The organism is Brevibacillus brevis (assembly GCF_900637055.1).
In the GTDB taxonomy this organism is placed as follows: domain Bacteria; phylum Bacillota; class Bacilli; order Brevibacillales; family Brevibacillaceae; genus Brevibacillus; species Brevibacillus brevis.
The window spans coordinates 2,678,245-2,696,365 of record NZ_LR134338.1 but is presented as its reverse complement, the minus strand read 5'-3'; the positions used below and the strand labels follow the sequence as shown (position 1 = coordinate 2,696,365).

Genomic DNA, 18,121 nt, shown 5'->3' with positions numbered 1-18,121 from the left:
CCTCCCTAGACGCCTAGCCAGGCAGGTAGTCCTGGAAGCGTACCTTTAAGCAAATGCACATAGATGACATAAACTCCTATTGAAAACAGCAGGGAAACGATTCCCGATTTCAAAACGCTTTTACTTCCCATCATGGTGAAGGCGTACAGAAGGAAAGCGAAGCTCGAGATGACATAACCGAGTTTCTCCAACAACAAAACATACAAGACTGTCGCTGCCAAAATGAATAAAAACCGCTTGTATCGCAGTGGACTCTGTGACTCAGATGTGGAAGCAGCCACTCCTTTTTTATAGGTCTCCCACAACAATCGCAAGCTCAACAGGATCAGGATGACGCCAAGCCCAAAAGGAAACATATTCGGCCCGACCTGACTTCCGTATGCACTAGACGAAATATTTTGACTTTCGACAATAAAGAGTGCGCCTACTAGTGCAAAAAACAGGCTGCCGATCCGATCAAACATCAGGTTCATGTATACCTCCTAAGGTGTGGAAAAAGGAGGGGGTGCCCCTCCTCTCCCTACTTCGACATACCAAGTGATGTCAACAGTTCTTTGACCTGCTTATCTTGTTCGTCCAGGAATGCTGTGAAAGCAGCAGCGTCCTTGTACTCGCTTTCCCAACCGTTTGCCGCCAATTCTTTTGTCCATGCCTCATGCGTGGAAAGTTCTTTCAGCTTTGCATCCCAGTAAGCTTTTGCGTCTGCTGGCATATCAGCCGGACCGAAGACACCGCGCCAAATCGTGAACGTTGCATCAATGCCTTGCTCTTTTAACGTCGGAATATCTTTCAAATCGCCGCCGAGACGTTCATCGGAAGTGACGCCCAGTACGCGAATTTTACCTGCTTTCAGATACTCACCCACGCTGGAAGCATCTGTTGCAATGATATCCGCATTGCCGCCCAACAAAGCAGCCATTGCTTCTCCGCCGCCATCATAAGAGACGTATTTTACGCTTTTTGGATCAATTCCGTATTTAGCTGCTGGCATTACGCCGATCAGATGATCCATCGATCCGGGAGCAGAACCCCCTGCCAGTGTAATTTTGCTTGGGTCAGCCTTGATTGCGTCCAGCACGCTCTTGATGTCCTTATGTGGTGAATCCGCTTTCACAACGAGGGTGCCGAAATCTTTCGTCATTTGCGCCAATGGTGTGACATCCTTGTATCCAAATGGGCTGTTCCCCTCTTTTTTGTTATTGTTAATCAAGATAGGAGGAGAGCTCACGAATAATTTATAAGGATTGCCTTTGTCTTTGCTAACATACTCAGCCAAAAACACGGTTCCCCCGCCACCCGGCTTGTTTTCTACCGTAATGGTTTCTGTCACCAGCTTGCTTTCCGCCAACACCTTTGCTACCGAGCGAGCTGTCTTATCCCAGCCCCCTCCTGCACCGGATGGAGCCACATACACGATCGGCTTTTCCGGGTATTTGGATGCCTCTGCGGCAGGCTGTGCCGATGGAGCTGGCTGCGTTCCCGGACTTGCTGTTCCCGTATTTCCAGTACCTCCACCACAAGCAGCCAATGCTAGTGTAAGAAAAGTGGACACTGTGATTAGCACTTTTTTTCTTTTCATCAAACAAATATCCCCCTTAACCCGCTTATTTGTAAGCGCTGTCACGCCTGAACATAATGTACCACCGCGGAAGTCAGAGGAATAGTTTTCGTGCATAAGGTCTATTTTGAAAATTAATCACTTTTTGTTCATATTGTTCATGGATCATTTATGGAAGATAGCGATATTTTCTTTCCGGTCTGCCCACTGTGCCATAAATCAAGTCAGCACGCGCCTTTTTTTCCAGAACCAAGTATTCTAAATACCGTCGCGCTGTTGTTCGACTGGTACCAATCTCGCGGCCAATTTCCTCCGCCGAGACCCCCTTGTCTCCCGTCTGTCTGATCGCTTCGATTACTTTTTCCAGAGTCAAGAGGTCAATCCCTTTTGGTGCAAGCACATCTCGATTTTTCGGGGCGACCAGCCTTCTGGTCAGCATTTGGTCAATGACTTCCTGGTCTACCTCGACAGCTTCTCTCGTCCGAATGACATGCTCGCGATAGCTTTCCAACCGTTCACGAAAACGCTCGAAAACCAGCGGCTTGACGATGTAATCATATACTCCACCGCGCAACGCTTCCTGTACCATTTCCATTTCCTTGGCTGCGGTGATCATGATCACGTCTACTTCGCGGTAATGTTGCCGAATATACCAGACCAGCTCCGTTCCCAGCATGTCAGGCAAGTACACATCCAATAAAACCAGCTGAGGGCGGGTACAAGACAGCAATTCTTTGGCATCCGTCCCATTCGTTGCTGTAGCAATTACTTCAAAACCTTCAATCTTGCTGACAAATCGCTTGTTGATATCGATAATCCGCATATCGTCCTCTACGATGAGAACCTCCAGCTTTCTCAAGATGCCACCTCCATTCTTTTGCGTAGGGATACTGTGAAAAGTGCGCCTCCTAGCTCGCTTTTGCCAACGAGAATATAGCCGTCCAATTCGTTAATAATTCCATGCGCCTTGGCCAGGCCAATTCCACGATCTTCGCCTTTTTTCGTTGAGAAACCGTGCTCGAATATTTTTTCTCGCAGTTCTTCCACAACCCCCGGTCCCGAGTCCTCGATTTCGAACATGATCTCATCACCCGTGTCAGACAAATAACACTCCACTCGTTTGTGCTCGACGCTAGGCTCATTGACGGCTTCCAACGCATTCTGGATTAGAGTCCCCAATAAAACCACGATCTGCTGTCGGTTGATCGTCGGGGGGAGCTCCTTCAAGTGACTGTCGTAATGGATGACGAATTGAATTTTCAGCTCCTTGGCTCGATTGTGCATGCCTAACAGCAGTGCCCCTATTAACGGATCGGGAATTTGCTTCGCCAAAAATAAAATCATCTCTTGTTGGGCGGACGTTTCACTCGTAATCAGCTCGACCGCTTCCTGAATCGAGCCAAGCTGCAACAAGCCGGAAATGGTATACAACAAATTGTGAAATTCATGGGTTTGAGCGCGAAGTACATCCGCATAACGCCTTGCTTGGGACAATTCAGAGGCTAGCTGGTCAATTTCCGATTTGGGACGAAAGCTGCTGACCACTCCTACGACCTTACCTCCGAACTTGATCGGAAGTCGATTCACAATGATTTCTTTTCCGCTCATGATGGACTCGCGATCTAATTGATGCTCGCCTGATTCCAGTACTTCTGGCATACGACTGTCTGGTAGCACTTCAACTATTTCTTTGCGATGAAACTCTTCTTCCGGTAAATTCAAAATACGAATGGCAGCCTTGTTCATCATCGTGATGCGTTTATTCCGGTCAATCGCCACGATGCCTTCGCGGACTGACTCCAGTACAGCATTTCTCTCTACGTACAAGGATGCGATCTCCTCCGGCTCCAACCCCAAAATTAAGCGCTTTAAATAGCGACTGAGTGCAATGGCACCAGCAACACCACACAACAAGGCGAGAAGAGTCAAGATCAATATGCGGTCTTGGTAGAGGTCAATAGCCTCTTCGATATCTTCCAGCAGGAACCCAACGGAAACGATGCCGACGATTTCCCCTTTTTCATTTTTGATCGGCACCTTCCCTCGCAATGATGGTCCCATGCTGCCGACAGCCTTCGATATGTAAGATTGACCATGTGAGAGTCCGGGCTCGTTATCTCCCCCCACCATTTCCTTTCCGATCCGCTCCGGAATCGGGTGCGCATACCGAATTCCCTCATGGTTTCCCACGACCACAAACTCTGCTCCGGTTTGCACACGGACGTTTTCAGCGATGGGTTGAATGAGCGAAGGAGGGTAATCGCTTGAAAAAGCACTACGCAGCTCAGGATCGCTGGCAACGATCTTCGCCACACTCAATGCTTTTTTGCCCACCTGCTCTTCGATCGAAGACGCAACAATGGAAGAAAACACCGCCCCAACTGACGAAACAATCAGAATAATAACAATAGTAATCAATAAGATCATTCTGGTTTGTAAAGACATTTTGATTTTTCTTGTCGTCACAGCTCGCTCCCCCCTTGCTTCATCTTACCATCCCGATTAGGTAAAAAGGTAGAATCATTCCCTTTGTCAATGGCGATGCTTGTCGTTGCTGGCTGTCTTTTTACGACGAAAAATCAGGTATTAGGCCTTCTTTCCCCCAATATAATGTTACAACTTGTATTCAAGACAAACTAGGGCGGTTGTCCGAATACGAGACATCTTGATAAGCAAAGGAGGGAAAGAAATGAAGACGCAAACGGAATCAAATGGAATTGTTACCCTGACGAAAGAAGGCGTAGAGGCAATTAAGAACAGTCCGCTTTATAATGAAGGTCTTCGGCCAACGACGACGGCAGAGCACAGCTGGACTTCCTACAACTTCGCCAGCTTGTGGATCGGTATGTCGATTTGTTTGCCGACGTATGCAATGGCGGCAGGGTTAATTTCGTTGGGTATGAACTGGTGGCAGGCCATTTTGACGATCATTCTCGGTAACTGTATTGTCCTTATTCCCATTCTTCTCAACTCTCATGCCGGGACAAAATTTGGCATTCCGTATCCGGTTTTTGCGCGCCTCTGGTTCGGCTCCAAAGGAGCGCACATCCCCGCTGTCGCGCGCGGTTTGATAGGTGCTGGCTGGTTCGGCATCAACTGTTGGTTCGGAGGTGCTGCCATCGATACGCTCTTGATGTCGATGACAGGCTGGGCAAATGTTCCCGGACATCTCTGGATATCCTTCTTTGGCTTTTGGTTGTTAAACGTATGGGTCGCTTATCGCGGTCCCGAAACGATCAAAAAAATGGAGGCATGGGCTGCTCCCATCCTGATCATCATGAGTTTGGCTCTCCTCGTCTGGGCGCTTACGAAAGCAGGCGGATGGGGACCAATGCTCTCAGCCCCTTCGAAATTCACTTCCAATGCAGAATTCCTGAAGGTTTTCTTCCCAGCATTGACGGGAGCGATTGCTTTTTGGGCAACAATGGCCCTCAACATTCCGGATTTCTGTCGGTATGCCAAAAGTCAAAAAGCCCAAATCATCGGACAATCCTCTTCCTTACCGACCACGATGGGTTTCTTCTCGTTCATCGGAGTTGCTGTCGCTTCTGCTACCGTAGTTATTTACGGAGAAGCGTTGTGGGACCCTGCTGCCGTGTTGGCTAAATTCTCGACTTTCGCCATTTTCCTCGGAACGATTGGAATTATTCTTGCCACATTGACGACCAACGTAGCGGCCAATATCGTTGCTCCCGCCCGGGCAGTGGAGAATCTGGCCCCTCGCCGTCTCTCGTATGAAGCCGGCGCCATCATCGCCGGGGTCGTGTCGCTCTTGATGCAGCCTTGGTACATCTTGGATAACTTCGGCAACTACATCTTTTTATGGCTCGGAACGTATGGAGCCTTGTTAGGCCCGATCGATGGAATAGCTATCGCTGATTATTGGCTCGTGCGCAAGCGGCGCATTCATTTAACAGAATTGTACAAAACAAACGGGATCTACACCTACAAAACGGGCTTTAATGGCAGAGCCATCTGGGCGATGCTAATCGGGATTGCGATTCCTTTTATAAGTAAATACATTCCGGGCTTAACGATTATCTGGGACAATGCCTGGACTGTCGGACTCCTGATATCACTCGTGATTTACACATGGATGATGAAACATGATGCTTCGATCTTGAGTGCCAACGATTACGAGAAAATCACTGCAAACAACAAACAAACGATTGCTTCCTAAAAGCAAGCTACCAAAAAAGACTGGCTGCCCCGTTGGGTTTGCCAGTCTTTCGTTTGCTCCCTTACTCTACCATTTAAATTGACTGATGGACATTTCTTCCATGACACGTACACTTACTTGCGTACGCTCGTCTGTACTTCGAAAGGCAGTTACAGCCACTTGCTCACCAGCCTATCCATTCATTGACCGCCGTACCAAGTGTCGCTTTCTCACATCTCGAGCACAGATAGAATCGCGATCTCTTCAATTTGAATGTCAGGCTCATAGCAGATATAATACGTTAGCTCCGGGCTGATCCGATACCGAATCCCCCGGTATCCACAGGCGATCAAATACGCACGCACCTTATCCCCTGTCCATTCCAGCCACTCTTCATAGCCCATTCCGTTCTGTCTCTGTTCGAGCTCCTCTTCTGAATAAGCAGCGCGCAATGCATCGATGCGCAGTTCATTTTCCCCATAACGCTCGTCCAAACAAATGAGACCCTGCAAATGTAGCTGCTGGCTTAACACAACTGCCTTCTCCCCATTGGTCTCTGCATGACAAATCGCATACTGTGCCGCGATTTCCGGATTGCTTACCAAGTAAACACCAGAGCCAAACACTGCCTTTGCACTAGCGCCGTTTGTAAAATGACGCCGTTCTGCCCTCTCATACTTTTGCGCTTTCACAACGCGAAGTCCCTCGCCATATTCGACCCCTCGATATACAATCTGCCTCATCCCTGAACGCTCCTTTTGACTCTGATGGAATCCTTCCAATGATGTGAAAAGGAGGAAGGCGCATGTCCGGCACCTCCCTCACTCTTGTATTAAGGTAATAGCTTTACCATATCTTCGTAGGTCTCCGGTCTGCGATCTCGGTAAAATTGCCACGTATCCCGCACCTCATGAATTTTGTTACGGTCCATTTCAGCGATAATGACCTCATCCTGATCCCGGCTCCCCATCGCGACAAACTGTCCGCGCGGATCGACCAAGTACGATTGTCCGTAAAACTCTCCCATGTTCCACGGTGCTTCTGTCCCTACCCGATTGATCGCTGCCACATAATAACCGTTGGCTACGGCATGAGCAGGCTGCTCGAGCTTCCACAAGTATTCGGATAAGCCCGCTACCGTCGCAGACGGGTTGAATACAATCTCTGCTCCGTTCAAGCCCAGCAATCGTGCCCCTTCCGGAAAATGGCGGTCATAGCATATATAGACCCCGACCTTGGCAAAAGCGGTTTCAAAAACGGGATACCCGAGATTGCCGGGCTTAAAGTAATATTTCTCCCAGAATCCGCACCCGCTGCTGCCCACTCCGACATGCGGAATATGCTGCTTGCGATATTTGCCCAAATACGTGCCATCCGCATCAATCACAGCGGCAGTGTTGTAATACGTACCGATTCCCACGCGCTCGTACACAGGTAAAATGAGTACAGTTCCTAACTCGCGGGCAAGAGAAGAGAAAAGTTGCACGGTTGGTCCATTCGGGACTTCTTCTGCTGATTCATACCACTTCGGTTGCTGCTCGGCACAAAAATACGGTCCATAAAAGATTTCTTGCAGACAGATGATTTGTGCTCCCTTGGCTGCCGCATCCCGTACCATTTTCTCATGCTTCTCAATGGCCTTTTCTTTGTGTAAATGAACCGGTTCATCTCCGGGGACATCGTTTTTTGCCTGAATCAAGCCGATGCGAATGATATCTGCCATAATCGCCCTCCTTGCCTTTTTACGGTCTCACTGATTACGGTCTTGCAAAGGTCGATCGTTTTACAAAGCGTCCAGCCCCGGCTTGCCCGACGAATTGCTGATCGCGAATGACGAATGAGCCGCGTGATAGCACCGAGATGATATCTCCATTCACCACCATGCCTTCAAATGGATTGTAGTCGACATTCATATGGTGAGTTTCAACGGAGATTGTACGCTTCAGCGTTGGATCAAACAGCACGATATCGGCGTCCGAGCCTACTGCAATCGTTCCTTTTTGCGGGAACATTCCGAACAATTTCGCTACCTTAGTAGAGGTCATATCGACGAACTGATTGAGGCTGATCTTGTCCTTTGCTACCCCTTCCGAGAAGAGAAGGCGCATCCGGTCCTCAATGATTGGTCCGCCATTCGGGATTTTCGTGAAATCCCCTAGCCCCAGTTCTTTTTGACCGGAGAAATTAAAGGAGCAATGATCAGAGCCAACCGTTTGCAAGATGCCATTTTTCAACGCGTTCCACAGGACATCCTGATTCCACTTTTCCCTGAGCGGAGGGGACCAAACGTACTTCGCTCCTTCAAAGCCCGGCTTCTGTAGATCCGTAATATCGAGCACCAAATATTGCGGGCACGTCTCCCCGTACACATTCCATCCTTTTTCGCGAGCCTCTGCGATCCGGCGCACTGCCTCTGCACACGATACATGCACGACATACAACTGTGCATCTGCCAGTGCAGTCAAAGCGATTGCCCGTCCCGTCGCTTCTCCTTCTGCTTCAGGTGGGCGGGTGTAGGCGTGGTACACGGGATCTGTTTGTCCTTTTGCAATCGCCTGCTTGATCAAATAATCCAGAACGTCTCCATTCTCTGCATGGACCTGTACCAGAGCACCTAGTTCCTTCGCCCGAACCAACGTTTTAAATAGCGTCTCATCATCGGCCATTAGCACATTTTTGTAGGCCATGAATACTTTAAGCGAAGTAATCCCTTCATTTCGTACGACTGCTCCTAATTCCTCGAGAACTTGATCATTCGCATCGGAAACCATCAGGTGGAAGCCGTAGTCAATGACCGCTTTGCCCCTTGCTTTTTCGTGCCAGGTCGAAATGGATGAATGCAATGGCTCCCCTTTATTCGTCAGGCAAAAATCGATGATGCTCGTCGTCCCGCCAAATGCTGCTGCCTTCGTGCCTGTATAAAAGTTATCGGAAGTAACCGTTCCGCCAAAAGGCATATCGAGATGGGTATGTGGATCAATCCCTCCTGGGAAAACATAGTATCCGGTAGCATCGATGATTTCGGCATCTTTCCCATCCAGATTGGAGCCAATTGCGACTACCTTTTCCCCTTCGATCAAAATGTCCGCCTGATACGTGTCTGACGCTGTCACAACTGTGCCATTTCGAATCCATTTTTTCATCCGATGATCATCTCCCCTTTAACCCGTCACCGAGTAGACATGCCTTCCCTTGTACACGCTATGCACCCCGGGCCGAAAACATGACTGCTTTACAGCTCGCAGCTGCCACCCGCAGCCAAAGCAGCCTGCCGCTGATTCCAGCTAAGAGGGGCTTTGTCGCTCGGAATCTCGACCATCTCAATCGTTCCTTCGACTGGGCAAACGATGGAGCACAAATTGCAACCTACACAATCTTCTTCTCGTACGACCAAGCGCTCTTTGCCCGTCGCGGCATCAGGAACAATGTCAATGCATTGATGCGAAGTGTCCTCACAAGCGATATGACACTTGTTGCAATTGATACAGGTCTCTTCATGGATGCGCGCTACGACCTTGTAATTCAGATTCAGATGTCCCCAATCCGAGTACGTATGCACGGCTTTTCCGACAATATCCATTACAGAGGCAATTCCGCGCTGATCCAGGTAATTGTTAAGCCCATCAATCATGTCTTCCACGATCCGGAATCCATGATGCATGGCGGCTGTACATACTTGAACACCCGTTGCTCCCATCAGCAAAAATTCAACGGTATCGCGCCAATCAGAGATTCCACCAATACCCGAGATCGGGATACCAACCTTGGGATCACGAGCACATTCTGCGACCATGTTCAAGGCGATTGGTTTGACAGCAGGTCCACAATAGCCGCCGTGCGCCCCTTTTCCATCTACATGTGGGATCGGCAGCCATTTGTCAAGATCAACCCCCATCAAACTGTTTATCGTGTTGATCAGACTGATGGCATCGGCTCCCCCCTGGCTCGCGGCTCGCGCTGTAAAGCGAATGTCCGTGATATTTGGGGTGAGCTTGACGATGACAGGGGTTTGGGCGACTTCTTTTACCCATTCGACCTGTTGCCGGATTAAATCTGGATGCTGACCGACCGCAGAGCCCATCCCGCGTTCAGCCATGCCGTGCGGACAGCCGAAATTCAGTTCCAGACCGTCTACACCGATAGCCTCCACCTTTTTGACAATCTCGTGCCATGCTTCCTGTTTATGTTCAACCATTAGCGACGCAATCAAGGTGTGCTTCGGAAAACGGCGCTTCGTTTCATCCATTTCCTTCAAATTGACCTCGAGCGGTTTGTCCGTAATCAGTTCAATGTTGTTGAATCCAAAGACGCGCTGTCCCCCGAAGTTCAGACCTGCAAAGCGGGAGGTGACGTTGATGATCGGCTCTCCGAGTGTCTTCCAGACCGCGCCACCCCATCCCGCTTCAAAGGCACGCTGTACTTGGTAGCCTGAATTGGTCGGCGGTGCAGAGGCCAACCAGAATGGATTCGGGGATTGGATTCCCGCCAGATTAATGCTGAGATCTGCCATGATAGGTCTCCTCCTTTATACTGGCTGTTTTTGATCACGGAGCGTTTGGTGGATGGCATGAGCGGCTCGCTTGCCGTGGTTGGCTGCATCGACTACCATCGCATCTGTCTTGCCTCCACCAAAAATCATATCGCCCGCCGCGTAAACTTTGACATGGGAGGTTCGATAGGTGCCTTCCTCGACCTCGACAATCCCATTGCGGTGTTGAAGCCCAAATGATTCAATCAAAGACAGATGTCTGTTTTGTCCGATCGCTTTGACGACATAATCTACTTCGATGACAAAATGACTGCCTGGAATTTCTACTGGACGCTTTCTTCCTTTCTCATCCGGCTCACCCAGCTCCATTCGCACCAGTTCCAAGCCCTTCACTCGACCGTTTTCCGCCAGTACACGCGTTGGGGCAACGAGCCAGCGGAATTCTACGCCATCCTGCTTGGCGAATTCGTACTCAAACTGATAACAGGACATCTCCTGAACAGTCCGTCGGTACAAAATCTGGACATTGTCAGCACCCAGCCGTTTGGAACAGGTGGCAGCGTCAATCGCCGTATTCCCCGCACCGATGATCACGACTTTTTTGCCGAGCATTTCGTCTGATAGTGGCTTGGTCTTGGTCTCCTCCACGAGTGCAATCGCATCGAGGACGCCTTCCAAATCTTCTCCCGGGATATTCAACTGAGGGACATTGCCCATACCCGCTGCCAGCAGGACGGAATCATACTGCTCCAACAGCTCTTCTGGCGCTACATCCACGCCGATCCGTGTATTGGTACGTATCTCTACCCCCAATGCCTCTACTTGCTCTACTTCCCATAGCGAAATTTCCTGTGGCAACCGGAAAGAGACGATACCGTACGTGTTTAATCCTCCTGCCTTTTCTTTGGCTTCAAATACCGTAACTGCGTAGCCGAGACGCGCAAGCTCACGCGCTGCTGATAATCCCGCCGGGCCCGCTCCAACGATAGCTACCCGTTTTCCATTTGCTTCGCCTTTTGAAAAAAGCGTTGCTTGATTTTTGATTGCCCAGTCTGTCGCGTGACGCTGGAGAAGCCCGATCATGATCGGCTTGGAAGCTGAATGGAGTACACAGGCACCCTCACACAGCTCCTCGGTTGGACATACGCGCGCACAGCTCGCCCCGACGGGATTCGATTCCATGATCGTCCGGGCTGATCCGAACAAATTCCCGGTCGCAATTTTTTTGATGAAGGAAGGAATGTCAATCGACGTGGGGCAAGCCTTAATACAGGGTGCGTCGTAGCAATACAAGCAGCGATTCGCCTCATCGATGGCTTCCTTCGGTTTTAGGGCAGGCACGACTTCCACGAAATTTTTCGCGAGCTCATTGGGAATGCTCATCTGTCCACAACCTCCTCACCAGATCTATACATGCTTGCTATTAATCAATGTGCGAAATCGCTTTTTTATGATTGTTACATTTCGTATTTGCCTAGGAAGGAAACGAAATCAATCTGCTTGGATTGACATGAATGATTTCATGTTCGAATAGGATAAAAACAAACAAGGAAGAAAGGGCCGTCCCGTATGAAGGATTACGACCTGGAAATCAGGGTAGTGAAACAAAAAATCGCGGATGCACATGCGCTTCTCAGCCAATTGGAAACCGAGCGCAAAAACTACCTGACGCAACTCGAAAGGCGCAAAGCGTTTCTCTCTTCACGCGAAATATTGAACATCCTGGAGACAAAAGCTGGCCGTGTCGGCAGTATGGCTACCGTCAAACGCTGGGCAGATCAAGGCTATTTAGGGGATTGGATAGACGAACGGGAGACCTTTCCCCTTTTGGTCAGTAAACAAGGAAACAAACGCTTTCTTTTTCCTCGCGAATCCGTACTCACTTATCTATATAAAAAAGGGTATCTTCGCCCGAGCTACGAGGTTTTGGATCGTGTCCAGCTCAGAAGAGACAGCACATGCTGCTGGGGAATCATCACCTCCGTCGAGCGAAGCGATCAGCACTTCACCTACCAAGTCCAATTGGAAAAAACGGGAGAAGTATTGTTGGCGGTACCTGAAGAAGAACTGCTCATCCCGTAAGGAGGCACTATGGAACTGGCCGTAATCACGCTGGAAAATACAGTTGCCAATCAAGAGAGATCACGACAAATCCGCGACTTGCATAAAAAAAAGGGCCAGACCCTCGCCATTCGTTTTAGCGAAGAACTGACCCATATTATTTTAGAAGCACCATGCTTGTATATCCCCAACCAGGAATGGTTGGACGAAGCTATTGTCATCGAAGGAATCGTAAAAAAATCAGCGGAATACTACGAACTGCACCCGCGAACCAAAGGGAAGACTGTCAACCTTCACCTTGATTCAGAATTGGTAGCTGAGCTGGAGCTCATTCGGTCTCTCGTCAGCAGCAAAACGCAGCAGGAAGTCCTTCGTGAGTTGTTCGTTCGAGGCATGCGCTCTTATTTGGCCGAGAAGGAAGCAACCCGCTCGCCCATCAGCGCCAAAAAGGAACGATAGTCCCTTCTCTCTACCAGGAGAACTTGATTTTGTCTCCCGTGATTTGATAGCGTACCGTGTAAGTTTGTTTCTTCTCTTTCATGCTGACTTCAAACACAATTGCTTTTTTCGTCAGATCAGGCTTGACTGTATTGACATCCAGCATATCAAACGGCTCGTTTGCCTTTTTCTCCATCCCTACAATTTCTATCTTTTCATGGGTAGTAACATGATAAACTCCCACACCCATCATTGTCTGATACAAGACCCAGTTGTTGTCCAGCCATGTTACTTCATCGATAAAATAACCTGGAAACAGTTGAGCTTGCGGTGTGTAGTCTGGCTGATAAAATCGAATATTCGCGTTATTGTACAAATTGTCTGAATCAATCACCGCGATTTTTTTCTTGTCTGGTGATGGGATTCCAGCTTTTTTCGCCAATTCGATTTTTTCTTTTTCGGTTTCGATCCTCATTTTCTCGATCAGGAACAGAGCATCTTCTTTGGAAAAGACGACATTTTTTACGTTTTTTAAATCAGCGAGCTTGTCTTTGCTCGGAAAATTACTGTAGATGGTTAGCGTTGCATCATCTGGCATACCATCGTAGGCGATGCCTCTGGATGGGTATTCCCACGCGTATGTACCGATTCCTCTGAGGTGGTACGAAAAATCCGGCTTACCCCATGCACCAAAGATAGAAAAATCAGCATATTCAGCGGGTGCCCCTAATTTTTCACCATAGTCTTGCAAATTTTTAGCCATATCAACTAGTGCTTTCGTATCGGCGATCTGGTCACGACGATAAATGGAAATGGCTTTTACTTTATCCTGAGCAAACGTGAAAAACAAGTGGTAGCCCTGTTCCGCATAGCCAATCAACTCAAGCTTTTCATCCATAAAGTGTGGTTTACCCAAGACTCGGACAATCTCGTCTTTTCTTTGGGAGGTCGTAATACCTTTTACAACTTCGCCTTTATAAGAAGGTTCCACGAGAACGGCAAACGCTTGCTTGTTTTCGTCCCACTTCATACTGATTCCTTGTGGATAATACACATAGTCATCAAATTCTTTCACGGATTTCCCCAGTAGCTTCGAAAGCGAATCTTGTTTCCACTGATGGGAAGTGAAGGTATTCACGAGCAGCCCTTTTGACAAATCTGCTGGTGCCTGCACGGATGTTCCTGTAACGCTTTGCGGAGTGGTTGGTATTGTCGTTGATGCGCTTGCTGCGAATGCTGTCGAAGCGTACAAACAGCAGGACAACAGTAGCATTGTCGCTTTCTTTTTCACTTCATTCCCTCCCAAACTATCAGCATGACTATATAACCGTCTCCATAAATCAACGATTATCCCTAAATTATACCAGAAATAGACAAAATCCGCTAAAAAGTTTTTTCATCCGTTATCAATGTAACAGAATAAAGCGTCCTTTCCCCGATTTTTGAAGGGAAGGACGCTTTTCGATGCACGGTATTTACTTCGATTCGCCGTTGAGATAATTGAAGAACGGTTGATCTACCCAAAATTTGTATGTCTCTACCTTTACTTTGTCATTCAGCTTTTGAAAGCCTTCCACGACTTTTGGTGATTCTTCATTCAGGGAGAAAGACTGCACGACATAACGGCTATCTTTTAATACGTTGTTCGTAATGACAGCATAATCCGCCAGTTCCGTACGGGAATGATAAAGCGGCTGCCACCAAGAGGCCTTGAGCAATCCGGTCATGTCCTCTTGATCTCGTTTGGCATATTTCAAAACAAGTGGCTGGAACTTCTCTTTCTCTTCTAAACTGTCGAATTCCAGACTGAGATCGTACTCCTTGGCATACGCAATGTAGTTGCCGTTTTCAATCTGCACCACCTGATAATCGGCTGTTTGAACGGGCTCTCCCCATTCCTTCAAGTAAATGAAGGCAGATGTTTTCGGCTCAAATTGAACCTTGGCATGGACCCCTTCACTTTTTAACAAACCGATTAATTGAATGGCGTGAGCGATATCACTATGCCCATACGTAATCGTGCGCTGTGGATCAAAATGAGGATCAAATGCGGCATCCTTCAGATTGTAGCCAGTAATCAGATTTTGCTTCAAGCCTTTGTCTACGAGCTCTTGCAATTCACCGGCTTTAATGATTTGCGATTCGTTCCACGCCTGTGCGAGCTTGCCAAAAATCTCTTCATCGGCGGTTGTGCCCAAATAGTTTTTGGCAGAGCCATGGAACTCTGCTACTTTGGCTAGCAATTGACTCGCAAGCTCTGCGGATACTGCCCCTTCTACAGAAGCTGACTTCAAAGCATTGGCGGACACAAACCCCGTGTCAATGGCCACAGCCAGCTCTTGTGCAGCCTGCAAAGTAAGCGTGCCGCCTTTTTTGTACGAAATTCCTGCTTTCTTCAAGGCAGCCGCTACTTTTTCCTCGCTATATGTATACCCGAGCTCTTTTAACTCAGCAGCTTTTGCGGCAGCACTGACTGCTTCCCATACAACCAACTTGGAGGCATCTTTGGATGCAGGCAAGAAAGTTTTGGCTGACAAGTCTTTTTCCGCTATACTTGTCGTAGTAGATACGATCTTGAGCAACGCTTTCTCAAATTGCTCGCGAGTTACCGTCTTTTCAAAAGTCACACCGTATTGCTGCTGTAAAAAGCTGCTCCACTCTACGTGTGCTTCCACCGTTGTTTTCGTTGCAGCACCGACTGCAGTTGGAAAAACAAGCGCCGCTGAGAGTACGGCAGCTGAAGTGGAGAGTTGTAGCCATTTCGCTGGTCTGTTCATGAAGAATCCTCCTGACGTATGAAGACGAGTCATATTAATATTATTCCTATGCGTTTACTAGGGATATAATCAACTACATTAACACTCCTGCATTCATCCTGTCAATAACTAGAATAACCCGAATTCCTCCTACAAATGGAGGGCTTCGGGTTATTTTTTGCACGTTCTTATTTATCCAGTTCCGACCATTTGTTTACTTTCACTGGCGGTGTGTAATCTCGCATACGATCTAGCAAAACAGCAGGATCACTCTCACACAGGATCAATTCGCCCTGCATAGCGGGAATAAATCCGGCCTCAGTCGCATGCTCTACCATCTGCATCAACGGCGTATAGTAGCCATCCACGTTCAAGAGTCCGATTGGCTTTTGGTGAATGCCAATTTGACCCCAGCTCACCACTTCAAAAATTTCTTCAAAGGTACCCAATCCGCCCGGCAAAGCAATGAAGCCATCAGACAAATCGATCATTTTCGCTTTGCGCTCGTGCATCGTCAGTACCTCATGCAATTCTGTCAGCCCTGTATGTACGATTTCTCCGCGGAACAATCCTGTAGGCATGACGCCGATCGCTTTGCCATCGCCTTCCAGTACTGCATTTGCAACGCGCCCCATCAGTCCCATGCTGGAACCACCATAGACCAATTCAAGACCACGAGCGACCAGTTCTTTTCCCAACTCCTGTGCACACCGCTCAAAAAGTGGATTTACTCCAGGATTGGAACCTGCATAAACACAAATACGTTTCATTTCATCCTCCCAAAACTTGTTGAAGTAGAATGGCTTTTCCTAAATTTCTTTGCGTGTATTATAATTATACTAAAATCAGGAAGGGACAGATATACGTGAATATCACTGAGTTTCAAAAATGGGTCGGAGATTTTTATCAAGAACGCGGATGGACAGGGTACGGTCCGTTTATTCGTGTAGGTTTTCTAATGGAAGAAGCTGGCGAGCTGGCAAGAGCTGTTCGCGCCATTGAAATTGGGCGAGATCGTCCTGATGAAGGGGAAAAACCCGCAGCAGAAGCTCGGCAGGAGCTGGTGGAAGAGTTGGGCGATGTACTCGGGAATTTAATCTTGCTGGCAAACCAATATGAGGTTCCTTTTGAGGAGATATTAGAAGCACATCAAGCGAAGCTGCAAAAGCGCTATCAGCTCCATCGTTAAATAACAACAGCGGCAGCTTAGGATTTTCGCATCTCCTAGTCTGCCGCTGCTTTCATCTATTCGTCTTTTCGTCCAAGCTACTCCTACTCCAATGAATCGAAAGCTTCCTTCATAACCTGCGCAATAAAATCGATATCATCACTCGTCGTGGTAAACGGTGGCGAGAGTGTCAGCACATTATTGAAGCTCGGAATGGTGTCGCCATTACGCCCGATGATTAGCCCACGCTTCTTGCACTCCGCAATCACCTGTGTCAATTTCGCTGGCGCCGCAGGTTCCTTCGTTTTGCGATCCTCAACCATCTCGATCCCCATCAGGAAGCCGAAGCTGCGAATGTCTCCAACGTATGGATGATCTGCGAGAAACGCCAGCTTGGCACGCAATTCTGCACCGAGTTCCTCCGCTCTCTCCACCAGTTTTTCTTCTTCTAAAATTTCGAGATTTTTTAGAGCGAGTGCGCATGCCGCCGGATTGCCGCCGAACGTATTGACATGACGGAAATGCAGATTATTCCCTTGCTCATTGAATTTGTCTGCGATTTCGGCCCGCACAGCCGTTGCGGAAAGCGGCAGGTAGGCGCTCGTAATGCCTTTGGCCATAGTCACGATGTCTGGCTTGATTCCGAAATTTTGGTGGCCGAATTTTTGACCGGAGCGACCGAATCCGCAGATGACCTCGTCTACGATCATCAACACGCCGTACTTATCGCAGATTCCCCGTACTTTTGGCATGTATTCCGGCGAAGGAACGAGGACACCTCCCCCAGTAATGGTTGGCTCCATAATGACGGCAGCCACTGTCTTTTCGCCTTCCCAATTGATCACTTGATCGTAATATTGGGCGCACTCCAGATTGCACTTGCCGTACGATTTTCCAGCCGGACAACGATAGCAGTAAGGCGGCGGTACATGAAGGAAGCCAGGCGCCAATGGCTCGTATTTTTCCTTGCGTATGGATTGACCTGTTGCAGCGAGAGCCCCCATCGTATTCCCGTGGTAAGCGCGATGTCGCGAAATGAATTTGTAACGTCCCGGCTCCCCGTTCTGATGATGATATTGACGGGCAATCTTGAATGCGACCTCGTTCGCTTCCGAGCCGCTGTTGGAAAAGAAAACCCGATACTCCTCCCCAAGCCATTCGCTGATCTTCTCGGATAGACGTATAGCAGGGACGTGGCTTTGTGTGAGTGGAAAATAAGCCAATTGCTTCAACTGCTCGTAAGCGGCGTCTGCGAGCTCCTGTCGGCCATAGCCAACGTTGACGCACCACAAGCCAGACATTCCATCCAGGTACCGATTCCCGTCGATATCGGTGATCCACGATCCGCTCGCTTCCGTTACGATCATCGGATTGGGATTGTAGGGGGACATATGGTGCCACATATGCGAACGGTCGGCATCCAGCAAGCTCTCTTTATCAAAATCTTTTGTCACTTGTCCTTGCTCCATCGCGCAATCCTCCTTATTTTTTC

General features: G+C 48.5%; 17 protein-coding genes. 4 read left to right on the top strand and 13 right to left on the bottom strand.

What is annotated here, in order from left to right; translation table 11 throughout:
* Positions 1 to 5 precede the first annotated feature (5 nt).
* The 4 genes from EL268_RS13430 to EL268_RS13415 all read right to left on the bottom strand — a co-directional run bounded on the left by EL268_RS13430 (position 6) and on the right by EL268_RS13415 (position 4,024).
* The gene (locus EL268_RS13430; protein ID WP_106656458.1) at positions 6 to 473 is read right to left on the bottom strand and encodes a tripartite tricarboxylate transporter TctB family protein; all 468 of its coding nucleotides are present in this window, start codon (positions 471 to 473) and stop codon (positions 6 to 8) included.
* A 47-nt stretch (positions 474 to 520) separates the two neighbouring features.
* On the bottom strand, positions 521 to 1,579 hold the full coding sequence (locus EL268_RS13425; protein WP_106656459.1) for a tripartite tricarboxylate transporter substrate binding protein: 1,059 nt from the start codon (positions 1,577 to 1,579) through the stop codon (positions 521 to 523).
* A gap of 148 nt (positions 1,580 to 1,727) precedes the next feature.
* Positions 1,728 to 2,381, bottom strand: a complete 654-nt coding sequence (locus tag EL268_RS13420; protein WP_370511675.1) for a response regulator — start codon at positions 2,379 to 2,381, stop codon at positions 1,728 to 1,730.
* 32 nt (positions 2,382 to 2,413) lie between these two features.
* Positions 2,414 to 4,024 carry an ATP-binding protein gene (locus EL268_RS13415; protein WP_106656461.1) on the bottom strand — a complete coding sequence of 537 codons (1,611 nt, stop codon included), beginning with the start codon at positions 4,022 to 4,024 and terminating at the stop codon, positions 2,414 to 2,416.
* Positions 4,025 to 4,247: 223 nt separating this feature from the next.
* On the opposite strand from EL268_RS13415, the gene EL268_RS13410 reads away from it, so the two are divergent.
* A complete protein-coding gene (locus tag EL268_RS13410) occupies positions 4,248 to 5,738 on the top strand; it encodes an NCS1 family nucleobase:cation symporter-1 (RefSeq protein ID WP_106656462.1) in 1,491 nt (496 codons plus the stop codon).
* A 209-nt stretch (positions 5,739 to 5,947) separates the two neighbouring features.
* Here the strand turns inward: EL268_RS13410 and EL268_RS13405 are convergent, their stop codons facing one another.
* The 5 genes from EL268_RS13405 to EL268_RS13385 form a co-directional block, all read right to left on the bottom strand.
* Entirely contained in the window at positions 5,948 to 6,460 is a 513-nt protein-coding gene (locus EL268_RS13405) for a hypothetical protein (RefSeq protein WP_106656463.1), read from the bottom strand.
* Between the two features lie 89 nt (positions 6,461 to 6,549).
* Positions 6,550 to 7,440, bottom strand: coding sequence for a nitrilase-related carbon-nitrogen hydrolase (locus tag EL268_RS13400; protein WP_106656464.1), 891 nt, complete (start codon positions 7,438 to 7,440; stop codon positions 6,550 to 6,552).
* Positions 7,441 to 7,474: 34 nt separating this feature from the next.
* Positions 7,475 to 8,860: a dihydropyrimidinase gene (gene hydA / locus EL268_RS13395; protein ID WP_106656465.1), complete on the bottom strand. Its 1,386-nt coding sequence runs from the start codon at positions 8,858 to 8,860 to the stop codon at positions 7,475 to 7,477.
* 89 nt (positions 8,861 to 8,949) lie between these two features.
* Positions 8,950 to 10,227, bottom strand: a complete 1,278-nt coding sequence (preA, locus tag EL268_RS13390; protein WP_106656466.1) for an NAD-dependent dihydropyrimidine dehydrogenase subunit PreA — start codon at positions 10,225 to 10,227, stop codon at positions 8,950 to 8,952.
* Positions 10,228 to 10,242: 15 nt separating this feature from the next.
* Entirely contained in the window at positions 10,243 to 11,589 is a 1,347-nt protein-coding gene (locus EL268_RS13385; protein ID WP_106656467.1) for an NAD(P)-dependent oxidoreductase, read from the bottom strand.
* A 186-nt stretch (positions 11,590 to 11,775) separates the two neighbouring features.
* Here EL268_RS13385 and EL268_RS13380 point away from each other — a divergent pair, with 186 nt between their 5' ends.
* Both EL268_RS13380 and EL268_RS13375 read left to right on the top strand, forming a co-directional pair.
* Positions 11,776 to 12,288, top strand: a complete 513-nt coding sequence (locus EL268_RS13380) for a hypothetical protein (RefSeq protein WP_106656468.1) — start codon at positions 11,776 to 11,778, stop codon at positions 12,286 to 12,288.
* A gap of 9 nt (positions 12,289 to 12,297) precedes the next feature.
* Entirely contained in the window at positions 12,298 to 12,726 is a 429-nt protein-coding gene (locus tag EL268_RS13375) for a hypothetical protein (protein ID WP_106656469.1), read from the top strand.
* A 10-nt stretch (positions 12,727 to 12,736) separates the two neighbouring features.
* Here EL268_RS13375 and EL268_RS13370 read toward each other — a convergent pair whose 3' ends face one another.
* From EL268_RS13370 to EL268_RS13360, 3 genes are all read right to left on the bottom strand, one after another.
* Positions 12,737 to 13,996 carry a hypothetical protein gene (locus tag EL268_RS13370; protein WP_106656470.1) on the bottom strand — a complete coding sequence of 420 codons (1,260 nt, stop codon included), beginning with the start codon at positions 13,994 to 13,996 and terminating at the stop codon, positions 12,737 to 12,739.
* A gap of 184 nt (positions 13,997 to 14,180) precedes the next feature.
* Positions 14,181 to 15,482 (bottom strand): hypothetical protein, encoded by a 1,302-nt coding sequence (locus EL268_RS13365; RefSeq protein WP_106656471.1) that lies wholly within the window; start codon positions 15,480 to 15,482, stop codon positions 14,181 to 14,183.
* A 167-nt stretch (positions 15,483 to 15,649) separates the two neighbouring features.
* The gene (locus EL268_RS13360; protein WP_106656472.1) at positions 15,650 to 16,231 is read right to left on the bottom strand and encodes an LOG family protein; all 582 of its coding nucleotides are present in this window, start codon (positions 16,229 to 16,231) and stop codon (positions 15,650 to 15,652) included.
* Positions 16,232 to 16,326: 95 nt separating this feature from the next.
* Between EL268_RS13360 and EL268_RS13355 the strand changes: the two genes are divergently transcribed.
* A complete protein-coding gene (locus EL268_RS13355) occupies positions 16,327 to 16,650 on the top strand; it encodes a MazG nucleotide pyrophosphohydrolase domain-containing protein (RefSeq protein WP_106656473.1) in 324 nt (107 codons plus the stop codon).
* Between the two features lie 83 nt (positions 16,651 to 16,733).
* Here EL268_RS13355 and EL268_RS13350 read toward each other — a convergent pair whose 3' ends face one another.
* Positions 16,734 to 18,098 carry an aspartate aminotransferase family protein gene (locus EL268_RS13350; RefSeq protein WP_106656474.1) on the bottom strand — a complete coding sequence of 455 codons (1,365 nt, stop codon included), beginning with the start codon at positions 18,096 to 18,098 and terminating at the stop codon, positions 16,734 to 16,736.
* Positions 18,099 to 18,121: the final 23 nt, after the last annotated feature.